The 11,524-nt window shown below is 59.2% G+C and carries 10 protein-coding genes and 1 tRNA gene; 6 read left to right on the forward strand and 5 right to left on the reverse strand.

Annotated elements, in window-relative coordinates; genetic code table 11:
* The first annotated feature begins 55 nt into the window (after window positions 1-55).
* On the forward strand, window positions 56-1,105 hold the full coding sequence (locus tag EAH74_RS15595) for an HlyD family secretion protein (protein ID WP_140679651.1): 1,050 nt from the start codon (window positions 56-58) through the stop codon (window positions 1,103-1,105).
* The gene (locus EAH74_RS15600; protein WP_033061865.1) at window positions 1,095-2,645 is read left to right on the forward strand and encodes an MDR family MFS transporter; all 1,551 of its coding nucleotides are present in this window, start codon (window positions 1,095-1,097) and stop codon (window positions 2,643-2,645) included. Before EAH74_RS15595 ends, EAH74_RS15600 begins: the two co-directional genes overlap by 11 nt.
* A 129-nt stretch (window positions 2,646-2,774) precedes the next feature.
* On the opposite strand, the gene uvrB is transcribed toward EAH74_RS15600, so the two are convergent.
* Complete coding sequence (gene uvrB, locus EAH74_RS15605) at window positions 2,775-4,790, reverse strand: excinuclease ABC subunit UvrB (protein ID WP_140679652.1); 2,016 nt, start codon at window positions 4,788-4,790, stop codon at window positions 2,775-2,777.
* Window positions 4,791-5,128: 338 nt separating this feature from the next.
* On the opposite strand from uvrB, the gene EAH74_RS15610 reads away from it, so the two are divergent.
* Together EAH74_RS15610 and EAH74_RS15620 are read left to right on the forward strand one after the other, a co-directional pair.
* Window positions 5,129-6,325, forward strand: coding sequence for an amino acid aminotransferase (locus EAH74_RS15610; protein WP_140679654.1), 1,197 nt, complete (start codon window positions 5,129-5,131; stop codon window positions 6,323-6,325).
* A gap of 252 nt (window positions 6,326-6,577) precedes the next feature.
* Window positions 6,578-6,778, forward strand: a complete 201-nt coding sequence (locus tag EAH74_RS15620) for a hypothetical protein (protein ID WP_140679656.1) — start codon at window positions 6,578-6,580, stop codon at window positions 6,776-6,778.
* On the opposite strand, the gene EAH74_RS15625 is transcribed toward EAH74_RS15620, so the two are convergent.
* Complete coding sequence (locus EAH74_RS15625; protein WP_140679657.1) at window positions 6,775-7,005, reverse strand: hypothetical protein; 231 nt, start codon at window positions 7,003-7,005, stop codon at window positions 6,775-6,777. The genes EAH74_RS15620 and EAH74_RS15625 overlap by 4 nt on opposite strands.
* A 228-nt stretch (window positions 7,006-7,233) precedes the next feature.
* Here EAH74_RS15625 and EAH74_RS15630 point away from each other — a divergent pair.
* Window positions 7,234-7,309, forward strand: a tRNA-Asn gene (locus EAH74_RS15630).
* Between the two features lie 191 nt (window positions 7,310-7,500).
* Here the strand turns inward: EAH74_RS15630 and EAH74_RS15635 are convergent.
* Window positions 7,501-9,018, reverse strand: a complete 1,518-nt coding sequence (locus tag EAH74_RS15635; RefSeq protein ID WP_140679658.1) for a nucleobase:cation symporter-2 family protein — start codon at window positions 9,016-9,018, stop codon at window positions 7,501-7,503.
* A gap of 240 nt (window positions 9,019-9,258) precedes the next feature.
* On the opposite strand from EAH74_RS15635, the gene EAH74_RS15640 reads away from it, so the two are divergent.
* Entirely contained in the window at window positions 9,259-9,744 is a 486-nt protein-coding gene (locus EAH74_RS15640; RefSeq protein WP_140679659.1) for a hypothetical protein, read from the forward strand.
* 21 nt (window positions 9,745-9,765) lie between these two features.
* On the opposite strand, the gene EAH74_RS15645 is transcribed toward EAH74_RS15640, so the two are convergent.
* The gene (locus EAH74_RS15645) at window positions 9,766-10,593 is read right to left on the reverse strand and encodes an arylamine N-acetyltransferase family protein (RefSeq protein WP_140679661.1); all 828 of its coding nucleotides are present in this window, start codon (window positions 10,591-10,593) and stop codon (window positions 9,766-9,768) included.
* 112 nt (window positions 10,594-10,705) lie between these two features.
* Window positions 10,706-11,500: an exodeoxyribonuclease III gene (locus EAH74_RS15650; RefSeq protein WP_140679662.1), complete on the reverse strand. Its 795-nt coding sequence runs from the start codon at window positions 11,498-11,500 to the stop codon at window positions 10,706-10,708.
* Between the last annotated feature and the right edge of the window lie 24 nt (window positions 11,501-11,524).

An 11,524-nucleotide genomic window follows, 5' to 3' on the forward strand; every position in this document is an offset into this window, starting at 1 on the left:
ATGCCAGATTCGACCGCTGATAACTTCCTTACAATTTCTCGACTACAGTCTGCCCATGCCTGCCCAACTCAAGCGTCGCCTGTTTATTTTTCTGTTGATCGTCCTGCTGGTTGCCGGGGGCTTTTTTGCCCAGTGGTTCTTCAAAGGACGGTTTTATGAAAGCACCGACAACGCTTATGTACAGGGCGAGATCACCCGCGTGTCGAGCCAACTGGGCGCACGTATCGATCAAGTACTGGCGCAGGACAACCAGCACGTCGAGAAAGGTCAGTTGCTGATCAAGCTCGAAGGCGATGACTTCCACCTCGCCGTCGACCGCGCCAATGCCACCCTCGCCACCCGCGAAGCCGAACGCCTGCAAGCCCGAAGCAAACTGACTCAGCAAGCCAGTCTGATCGCCGCCAGCGAGGCGCAAGTCGCCTCCAGCCAGGCCAGCCTCGGTCGTTCGCAGATCGATTTGTCTCGTGCGCAAACCCTGCGCAAACCCGGCTATGTCTCGGAAGAACGGGTGACCACCCTCTCCGCCGACAACCACATCGCCCGTTCGCAAGTGACCAAGGCCCAGGCGGACGCACAAAGTCAGCGCCAACAAATCAACTCCCTGACCGCCGAGATCAAACGCCTCGACGCCATGATTGCCAACGCCAAAACCGATCTGGCCCAGGCCGAACTGAACCTGACCCGCAGCGAAATCCATGCGCCCATCAGTGGCCTGATCGGACAGCGCGCCGCCCGCGAAGGCCAATATGTGCAGGCGGGCGCTTACTTGATGTCGATCGTCCCGGATCAGGACATCTGGATTCAGGCCAACTTCAAGGAAACCCAAATCGGCCACATGCAGCCCGGCCAAACAGCCGAGCTGACGTTCGATGCCTACAGCAACACGCCCATCGAAGCACGAGTCGACAGCCTGTTCGCCGCCTCGGGCGCGCAGTTCAGCCTGTTGCCGCCGGACAATGCCACCGGCAACTTCACCAAAGTCGTACAACGGATTCCGGTAAAGCTGACCTTCGCCGCGAACAATCCGCTACAAGGCAAGATTCGTCCGGGCATGTCGGTCACCGCTAAAGTGAACATCAAAGACGCCCCTGACGATGGCCGGTGATCAACTGATCCGTCCGGTCGGTGAACCGACCCGGCGGGACTGGATCGCGGTAATGAGTGTGATGCTCGGTGCCTTCATGGCGGTGCTCGACATCCAGATCACCAACTCATCGCTCAAGGACATTCAGGGCGCGCTGTCGGCGACCCTGGAAGAAGGCTCGTGGATTTCCACCTCGTACCTGGTAGCGGAAATCATCATGATCCCGCTGACGGCGTGGCTGGTGCAGTTGCTCTCGGCGCGACGGCTGGCGGTGTGGGTGTCCCTCGGGTTTCTTGCCGCTTCCTTGCTCTGCTCCATGGCCTGGAGCCTGGAAAGCATGATCGTCTTCCGCGCCTTGCAGGGTTTCACCGGCGGCGCACTGATCCCGCTGGCGTTCACTCTCACGTTGATCAAACTCCCCGAACACCACCGCGCCAAAGGCATGGCCATGTTCGCCATGACCGCGACGTTCGCCCCCTCTATCGGCCCGACGCTGGGCGGCTGGCTGACCGAGAACTGGGGCTGGGAATACATCTTCTACATCAACATTCCGCCGGGCCTGATCATGATTGCCGGTCTGATGTACGGCTTGGAGAAGAAAGAAGCCCACTGGGAACTGCTGAAAAGCACCGACTACCTGGGGATTCTCACGCTGGGTGTCGGCCTCGGTTGTTTGCAAGTGTTTCTGGAGGAAGGCCATCGCAAGGACTGGCTGGAATCGAGCCTGATCGTAACCCTGGGCAGCATCGCGCTGGTCAGCCTGATCACCTTTGTGATCGTGCAGACTTCCAAGCCTAATCCGCTGATCAACCTCGGCATTCTGCGCAATCGCAACTTCGGTTTATCAAGTATTTCCAGTGTCGGGATGGGTGTCGGATTGTACGGCTCGATCTACCTGTTGCCGCTGTACCTGGCGCAGATCCAGAACTACAACGCTCTGCAGATCGGCGAAGTGATCATGTGGATGGGCGTGCCGCAGCTGTTTCTGATTCCGCTGGTGCCGAAGCTGATGAAATACGTCTCGCCGAAATGGCTGTGCACGTTGGGTTTCGGGCTATTTGGACTGGCGAGTTTTTCATCGGGGGTGTTGAACCCGGACTTCGCCGGGCCGCAGTTCAATCAAATCCAGATCATCCGCGCGCTGGGCCAGCCGCTGATCATGGTGACCATTTCGTTGATCGCCACGGCGTACATCCTGCCGCAGGACGCGGGGTCAGCGTCGAGTCTGTTCAACATCCTGCGCAATCTGGGCGGAGCGATTGGCATCGCCCTCCTCGCCACGTTGCTGGATGCGCGAACCAAGACTTACTTTGATTATTTACGTGAAGCAATTGTGCCGACCAACCCGCAGGTGGCCGAGCGCATGGCGTCGCTGACGGATCGGTTTGGCAGTGAGACGGCAGCGCTGGGCAAGCTCAGTGAAATTGCGCATCAGCAGGCGTCGATCATGGCTTACAACGATGCGTTTCACTTTGTCGGGATTGCGCTGGGGATCAGCATGCTGGCGGTGTTGTTGACCAAGGCGTTGCCGGCGGGGCTCAAGGCTGGGGAAGCACATTGAGACCGAGGCGCCCCCATCGCGAGCAAGCTCGCTCCCACAAGGATTGAGGGTGTTCACATAATTTGTGTCCACCCACAATCCTTGTGGGAGCGAGCTTGCTCGCGATGAGGCCAGTACGGGCGCAGCAAATCAGACGGTGATCAACCGCTCACGCAACTTGCCAATCTCATCGCGCATCTGCGCCGCCGCTTCGAACTCCAAATCACGCGCCAGCTGATACATTTTCTCTTCCAGCGCCTTGATACGCTTGGCGATCTCGCCCGGTGAGCGCAGTTCGGCTTCGTACTTGGCGTTTTCCTCGGCGGCCTTGGCCATGCCTTTGCGCTTCTTGCTGCGCGACCCCGGCACGGTGGCGCCTTCCATGATGTCGGCAACGTCCTTGAACACGCCTTTGGGTGTGATGCCATTGGCCAGGTTGAAGGCAATCTGCTTGTCGCGACGACGCTCGGTTTCGCCGATCGCGCGCTCCATGGAACCGGTGATGCGATCCGCATAGAGAATCGCCCGACCATTGAGGTTGCGCGCCGCCCGGCCGATGGTCTGGATCAGCGAGCGCTCGGAACGCAGGAAGCCCTCCTTGTCCGCATCGAGGATCGCCACCAGCGAGACTTCCGGCATGTCCAGACCTTCACGCAGCAGGTTGATCCCCACCAGCACATCGAAAGTACCCAGACGCAGGTCGCGGATGATTTCGACCCGCTCCACCGTGTCGATGTCCGAGTGCAGATAACGCACCCGCACGCCGTGGTCGGCCAGGTAATCGGTCAAGTCTTCAGACATGCGTTTGGTCAGCGTGGTGACCAGCACCCGCTCTTCCAGCGCGACGCGCTTGCCTATTTCCGAGAGCAGATCGTCGACCTGAGTCAGCGCCGGGCGGATTTCGATTTGCGGGTCCACCAGGCCAGTAGGACGGACCAGTTGCTCAACCACGCGACCGGCGTGCTCCGCCTCGTAATTGCCCGGCGTGGCCGAGACAAAGATCGTCTGCGGGCTGATGTTTTCGAACTCGTCGAAGCGCATCGGCCGGTTATCCAGCGCGGATGGCAGGCGAAAACCGTATTCCACCAGCGTCTCTTTACGGGAACGGTCGCCCTTATACATCGCGCCGACCTGCGGCACGCTGACGTGGGATTCGTCGATCACCAGCAAGGCATCGGCCGGCAGGTAATCGAACAAGGTCGGCGGCGCTTCGCCGGACGCACGGCCCGACAGGTAGCGCGAGTAGTTTTCGATGCCGTTGCAGTAACCCAGTTCGAGGATCATCTCCAGGTCAAACCGGGTGCGCTGCTCGAGGCGTTGCGCTTCCACCAGTTTGTTGTTGGTGCGCAGGTAGTCCAGGCGCTCCTGAAGCTCAACCTTGATTCCTTCGATGGCGCCGAGCAGGGTTTCCCGTGGCGTCACGTAGTGGCTTTTCGGATAGAAGGTGAACCGCGGCAGCTGCCGGGTCACTTCGCCGGTCAGCGGATCGAAAGCGGAAATCTTCTCGACTTCGTCGTCAAAGAGCTCGATGCGGATCGCCTCAAAATCGGATTCCGCCGGGTGGATATCGATCACATCGCCGCGGACCCGGAAGGTCGCCCGGGCAAACTCCATGTCGTTGCGGGTGTATTGCAAGTCCGCCAGACGACGCAGCAACGCACGCTGATCGAGCTTGTCGCCGCGATCCACGTGCAGAACCATCTTCAAATAGGTTTCCGGACTGCCCAGACCGTAGATGCACGACACCGTGGTGACGATGATCGCGTCCTTGCGCTCCAGCAGTGCCTTGGTCGCGGACAGCCGCATTTGCTCGATGTGGTCGTTGATCGAGGCGTCTTTCTCGATGAAGGTGTCCGATGACGGTACGTAGGCTTCGGGCTGGTAATAGTCGTAGTAGGAAACGAAGTATTCGACCGCGTTGTTTGGAAAGAACGCTTTGAACTCACCGTACAACTGCGCGGCCAGGGTCTTGTTGGGTGCCAGCACCAGGGTTGGACGTTGAACCTGGGCGATCACATTGGCGATGCTGAAGGTCTTGCCCGAGCCGGTCACACCGAGCAACGTCTGGTGCGCCAGCCCGGCTTCGATGCCCTCGACCATCAGGCGGATGGCTTCCGGCTGATCGCCGGCGGGCTCGAAGCGGGTGACTAGCTGGAATTCAGACATGAAAAACCTCTGGGTTCGCGCCTGTCCGGGCGAACCGGGCAGCAACGGGAAAGACCGCAAACGACCGATGTCGCCCGAGGAAAAAACTGGATTGTGCTCAATGTGGAGCCGATTGCCCGCGCTTTCAAGGCAAACGTCCTACATCGGGTAAAAGCTTTGACGATACCAATCGACTAACGGTCGAGAAATAATCGGAAAAACTTACCGTAAAAGCCAAATCGTCTGTCGCCATCGATCGCAGATGGCCTCTATACTAGCTCCCCGTTTGTGCACCGCTCTAGTGCATTCGGCTGGAGCGCGACACGTCCCTCCACATTCCATTCAGAGCCGCCGCAAAAATGAGCCTGTTCTCCGCTGTCGAAATGGCACCACGCGATCCAATCCTGGGCCTCAACGAAGCATTCAACGCCGATACCCGTACCAACAAGGTCAACCTGGGGGTCGGTGTTTACTGCAACGAGGAGGGGCGAATTCCACTCCTGCGCGCCGTTGTCGAAGCCGAGACGATTCGCGTCGCTCAACACGCTTCCCGTGGCTACTTGCCAATCGACGGCATTGCCGCCTATGACCAGGCCGTACAGAAACTGCTGTTTGGCAATGACTCGCCACTGATCGCTGCTGGCCGCGTCATCACCACCCAAGCCGTTGGCGGTACTGGCGCACTGAAAATCGGTGCCGACTTCCTCAAGCAACTGCTGCCGAACGCCGTCGTGGCGATCAGCGACCCAAGCTGGGAAAACCACCGCGCGCTGTTCGAAACGGCTGGTTTCCCGGTGCAGAACTATCGCTACTACGACGCTGCGACCCACGATGTGAACCGTGTTGGTTTGCTGGAAGACTTGAACGCCCTGCCGTCCGGCTCCATCGTTGTCCTGCACGCGTGCTGCCATAACCCGACCGGTGTGGACCTGAGCCCGGCGGACTGGAAAAACGTTCTTGACGTGGTGAGAGCCAAAGGTCACGTCCCGTTCCTCGACATGGCCTATCAGGGCTTTGGCGATGGCATCGACGAAGACGCCGCTGCCGTGCGTCTGTTCGCTGAATCGGGCCTGACCTTCTTTGTCTCCAGCTCGTTCTCCAAATCCTTCTCGCTGTACGGCGAGCGCGTGGGCGCCCTGTCGATCGTCAGCGAATCGAAAGAAGAAAGCGCGCGCGTGCTGTCGCAAGTCAAACGCGTGATCCGCACCAACTACTCCAACCCGCCGACCCACGGTGCAAGCATCGTCGCCGCTGTCCTGAACAGCCCGGAACTGCGCGCTCAGTGGGAAGAAGAACTGGCTGAAATGCGTCTGCGGATTCGCGGCATGCGCATCCAGATGGTTGAGCAGCTGGCGAAGCAAGCGCCACAGCGTGATTTCAGCTTTGTCGGTCGTCAACGCGGCATGTTCTCCTACTCCGGCCTGACGGTTGAGCAAGTGACCCGCCTGCGCAGCGAGTTCGGTATCTATGCCCTGGACACCGGCCGCATCTGCGTGGCCGCGTTGAACCAGAGCAACATCGATGTTGTGACCAAGGCCATCGTTGCGGTGATCTGAGTCGTCGAGTGGTAAAAAAAAACGGGAAGCCAATGGGCTTCCCGTTTTATTTGCCCCAGATAATTCCCAGCGCAGCGAACGACCGCTCTAGACTGCACGCAGATCAAAATGTGGGAGCGAGCCTGCTCGCGAAAGCGTCGTGTCAGCCAACATCAATGTTGAATGTAATAACCTCTTCGCGAGCAGGTCGGATCGCCGCACCGTCGCTCCCACAGGTTTTGTGTACACCCGAGAATTCTGACGAGAGCCCACATGAAAAACGATGACCTACGCGCAGACCGCGATGAGCTGGACCACTTCGTGCCTCGCACCCCGGCCAAACGCAACAACAACCTGGTGATGCAAGTCGCTGCCGGCGTATTTCTCGGCGGCCTGGCCTTGTGGCTGGTGCAACTGGCCGCAACGATGCTGTACGCCAAACTGATGCTCGCCACCGTCACCTTCGGCGGTTAGGCCAGTTCGGTTGCACGCTGGCTGGCGGCGTCGTCATAAGCGACATAGAGCGACTCGGCAATCTGACTCTTGATCGCCTTGGCACTTTCCAGGCCCAGAACAAAACCTTCGGCCTTGCCACCGGCACGGTTCAGATCCTCGACTGTGCTGGCCTGCGTGATTGCGTCGAACAGTTTTTCGGCGTGGGGACCCACACCTTTGGGCAAGCTGATCTGAGCGATGCTCATGCGAACACCCCATTGGTGTGAGGTGTAAGGATTGAATGATTCATGGCGCGTACCTGTTTCGGCGAATGGCCGGTAGCGCGTGTGACCACTTCCGGGCGGCCATGGTAGACCTCTGAGGCGATTCTGGTAACCGCCCACGGTCGATAAACCACCGTCCGTCCCAATGAACCCGTCAAATTGCTAACAGGCGCTTGACTTCTCTTTTTGAATCAGTAACATACACGCCATTCCGCGATAGCTCAGTTGGTAGAGCAAGTGACTGTTAATCACTGGGTCCCTGGTTCGAGTCCAGGTCGTGGAGCCAGACAGCAATATCGAAAAGCCCCTGAATCGAAAGGTTCAGGGGCTTTTTTGTGGCTTTTCATAAAGTCAAAAGATCGCAGCCTGCGGCAGCTCCTACAGAATTTGTGTTCGCCCGATGATTTACGGGGGACGCGATTCCCAATGTAGGAGCTGCCGCAGGCTGCGATCTTTTGATCCTCCAGCTATAAACCGTCAGACATGCTCACTGCTTTTCGCATGTGCCGCACGCGGTTCTCCATGTCCATGGTCCGCCTCCACCACCGGAACTTCTTTCCCGTCGCAGTCACGCAGTTTGCCTTCGCTGAAATAATCCCCTTCGCGCAACGCTGCCAGATCCTGATAACGCAGAACGCGTTCAGTGCCAGCCGCGAACACCGACTGCTGATCGGAGTTACCGGCAGTGAGGTGGTTGAAGGTCAGGTTCAGCACGATCGCCATGATCGCCGAGGAGCTGATGCCCGAGTGGAAGATCGTGGCGAACCAGCTTGGGAAGTGGTCGTAGAAGCTCGGCGCAGCGATAGGGATCATGCCGAAGCCGATGGAGGTGGCGACGATGATCAGGTTGACGTTATTGCGGTAATCGACCTTGGACAGCGTACGAATACCGCTGGCCGCCACGGTGCCGAACAGCACGATACCGGCGCCGCCGAGGACAGAAGTCGGTACAGCGGCGATGACGCGCCCCATAAACGGCAGCAAACCGAGGATCACCAGAAACAAACCGCCGGTTACCACCACGAAGCGGCTCTTGATCCCGGTCACCGCCACCAGCCCGACGTTCTGGGCGAAGGCACTTTGGGTAAAGGAACCGAAGATCGGCGCAATCATGCTCGACAGCATGTCGGCGCGCAGGCCGTTGCCCAGGCGTTTGGAGTCGACCTTGGTGCCGATGATTTCACCCACCGCCAGGATGTCGGCCGAGGTTTCCACCAGGGTCACCATCACCACGATGCACATCGACAGGATCGCGGCGAAGTGGAAGGTCGGCATGCCGAAATGGAAGGGTGTCGGGAAACCGAACATCGGGCCCTGGGTGACGGATGAGAAATCCGCCATGCCAAGGAACACCGCGATCACCGTGCCGATAACCATCGCCAGCAGGATAGACAAGCGGGAGATGGTCGCGCTGCCGATCTTGCTCAACAGCAGAACCAGCACCAGCGTCACCGCCGCCAGACCGATGTTCGCCATGCTGCCGAAGTCCGGGGCATGGCTGTTGCCGCCCATGGCCCAACGTGCAGCCACTGGCATCAGGGTCAGGCCGATAGTGGTGATCACAATGCCCGTGACCAGCGGCGGGAAAAACTTGGTGATTCGAGAGAACACCGGCGTGATCAGCAGGCCGATCAACGACGCGGCAATCACCGCCCCGAGAATCGATTGAAACCCGCCCTCCCCGCCACTGCTGACAATCGCCACCATCGTCGCGACACCAGAGAACGACACGCCCTGTACCAGCGGCAATTGGCAGCCGAAAAACGGTAAGCCCAGGGTTTGCAGCAATGTCGCCAGCCCCCCTGCAAACAATGAAGCAGCAATCAACAAACCGATGTCCGCTGGCGAGAGCCCGGCCGCCTGGCCGACGATCAAAGGCACCGCGACGATGCCGCCGTACATGGTCAGAACGTGTTGCAGGCCGTAAGCCATATTCGCGCCGATCCCGAGATTTTCGTCCTCAGGCCGTGGGTGTGAAACATGGGGCGTTTTCATGGTTGGGGGGTTCCCTGGTTTTTGTTATGCGCACACTGTATGCAAGACTCAGGACAAATGTCTATAGAGTTGTATACAACTAATCAGTCAGATAATGGACACATGGCCATTCCAAGCCCGCGAGATTCATCGTCGGCAAGCCACCTTGAAGCCAAAACCTCCCGGCAACATGACGCAAGGCAAGACGTGCACTACCTTGATAGAGGTACGCTCTCACTGAGACCACGATAGGAAATCGACATGAGCAAGGCTGACCAACTCGCCGCGAAACTGAAGCAAACCCAGCAGTCCAGCGTCGACGCGACACTCTGCGCCGATCAGCAGATAGACGGCTGGCCTGCGCAGGTTTACGAGCTCTACCACCTCATCGAAGCCTGGCTGGCGCCGCTCAGCGAAGCCGGGCTGAACATTCGGCGAGTGCCTACGCACGTCTTCGAGCGTCATCCCGACGGGGCGACCTACGACTACGCCATCGACCAGTTACTGATTGAAGGCAACCACCACAGCATCACCTTCGACCCCGTCGCTCGTTTCACCGAGGATGGTGCCGGGCGGGTCGAGATCCGCACCCAAGGAAAAGCACTCTCGATGCTGCGAACCGTGAGCGAACACGGCGAGACACAATGGTGGCTGCAGGCGATCGATCAATCCGGGCAACAACCGGATGCGATCGCCATGACCGAAGACACTCTGCTTTCGGTGGTGCAAGAGGGGCTGGAGCTGTGAGGCTCAGGGGCGAAATGCAACTCAGGGTTGTTGAATCAGCCCTTCAATAACCCGGCGCAACGCCGCCTCCCGCGGTACCCGAATGTCGAATTCGCTGCGCAACAAACCCATCAATTCATCCACATCAGTCACCTGCCGCCGTTCAGTCTCACTGCCGATCCGATGAATCGCAAAACTGCCGTTGTTCAGCGTGCGGCGCCACCCTTCGCCGGTGCGCGCCACCATCAACTGTCTGGCAAAAGACGATTCCGGATGGGTCGAGACATACCAGTTGCCGACGGCGTAATCGATGTCTTCCTGGCGCTGCAAATCGAAAATGTACATTGCCCGCCATTCGCCGCCGACGTTGGCGCGCAGGGTGTAGCCATCCTCGTGCTGCTCGATGCGATAGGGTTCGTGAGGTGTGAGCTGTTCAGCCAGGGTATCGAGCATCAGCGGTGCGGTGGGCACCATGCCGCCGAAGCCGACGTCGGTGATGTAGCGCACGCCGTCCAGGGTTACCAAGCTCAAGCGGTGTGTACGGGCAGTCCACGCGCCTTCGGGTTGGCCCATGACCACTCGGCCGGAGATACCGCAAGCATCGAAGCCCAGTGCCTGGAGCAAGGCCAGGAACAGGTTGTTGAGTTCGTAGCAGTAACCACCGCGGCCATCGTGCAGGACCTTTTGCTCGATGGACGGCAGGTCGATGAGCACCGGCTGGCCCGACAACGTGCTGAGGTTTTCGAACGGGAAGGCGCCGGTGTGGCGCAGTTGGAGTTGACGCAGGGTTTCCAGGGTCGGCGCCGGAGGCGCGTCGAAGCCCAGGCGCCGCAGGTACAACGCAAGATTGCTCAGCTGTGGCTCGCTCATTGCTCAGTCCTTATGCAGGGGGCCGCGGATTTCTCCACCGATGGGCGCCATGTATAAGGGATAAAGCGGCTCGACTGACAATTGATTTAGCCAATCGCCACACACTTCAATCTCAACGCCGCTTGCGCGAACTCAAACGAATCCACGTCGGCGCGTGATCACTTGCGTGGGGCTCGTTGCGAACCCAGGCATCAACTCCAGCCTCAACCAAATAAGGGCTCAGCGCCGGGTTAAGCAATAGATGATCGATGCGCAGCCCTGAGTTCTTTTGCCAGTGTTGGCGAAAATAATCCCAGAAGGTATAGAGCCGATCCTCCGGATACAGATGGCGCAAGGCATCGGTCCAGCCCTGGGCCAGCAGGCGCTGATAACACTCGCGGCTTTCAGGTTGCAGCAACGCATCCTTCAGCCAGGATCGCGGGTTGTAGATGTCCTGGTCGGTGGGCACCACGTTGTAGTCACCGGCTAGCACCACGGGATGCTCACTGGCCTGAAGCGACTGCGCGTAGTGGATCAGCCGTTCGAACCACGCCAGCTTGTAATCGAACTTCGGCCCCGGCTGCGGGTTGCCATTGGGCAGGTACAGGCAGCCCACCAGAATCCCATGCACGGCGGCCTCCAGATACCGGCTATGGGTGTCGCTGTCATCACCGGGCAGGCCTCGACGACTCTCCAGCGGCTGAGCATCCCGCGCCAGAATCGCCACGCCGTTCCACGAAGACTGACCTTGCCAGATCGCGCCGTAGCCAGCGGCCTCAAGCTCGGCGGCGGGGAAAGCACTGTCGACCGACTTGAGTTCCTGCAAACACGCAATGTCCGGTTGCTCGCGCGCAAGCCAGGCCAGCAAGTTCGGCAATCGGGCGCGCATGCCGTTGACGTTGAATGTCGCGATTTTCAGGTTCTTCATGTTCCAACGCTCGCAACGCAGGGT

The sequence above is a fragment of the Pseudomonas mandelii genome (genome assembly GCF_006438925.1).
GTDB lineage: Bacteria > Pseudomonadota > Gammaproteobacteria > Pseudomonadales > Pseudomonadaceae > Aquipseudomonas > Aquipseudomonas mandelii_C.

Coding starts and splice junctions, on each gene's coding strand:
- EAH74_RS15595 (WP_140679651.1), top strand. CDS start 56: ATGCCTGCCCAACTCAAGCGTCGCCTGTTTATTTTTCTGTTGATCGTC.
- EAH74_RS15600 (WP_033061865.1), top strand. CDS start 1,095: ATGGCCGGTGATCAACTGATCCGTCCGGTCGGTGAACCGACCCGGCGG.
- uvrB (WP_140679652.1), bottom strand. CDS start 4,790: ATGTCTGAATTCCAGCTAGTCACCCGCTTCGAGCCCGCCGGCGATCAG.
- EAH74_RS15610 (WP_140679654.1), top strand. CDS start 5,129: ATGAGCCTGTTCTCCGCTGTCGAAATGGCACCACGCGATCCAATCCTG.
- EAH74_RS15620 (WP_140679656.1), top strand. CDS start 6,578: ATGAAAAACGATGACCTACGCGCAGACCGCGATGAGCTGGACCACTTC.
- EAH74_RS15625 (WP_140679657.1), bottom strand. CDS start 7,005: ATGAGCATCGCTCAGATCAGCTTGCCCAAAGGTGTGGGTCCCCACGCC.
- EAH74_RS15635 (WP_140679658.1), bottom strand. CDS start 9,018: ATGAAAACGCCCCATGTTTCACACCCACGGCCTGAGGACGAAAATCTC.
- EAH74_RS15640 (WP_140679659.1), top strand. CDS start 9,259: ATGAGCAAGGCTGACCAACTCGCCGCGAAACTGAAGCAAACCCAGCAG.
- EAH74_RS15645 (WP_140679661.1), bottom strand. CDS start 10,593: ATGAGCGAGCCACAGCTGAGCAATCTTGCGTTGTACCTGCGGCGCCTG.
- EAH74_RS15650 (WP_140679662.1), bottom strand. CDS start 11,500: ATGAAGAACCTGAAAATCGCGACATTCAACGTCAACGGCATGCGCGCC.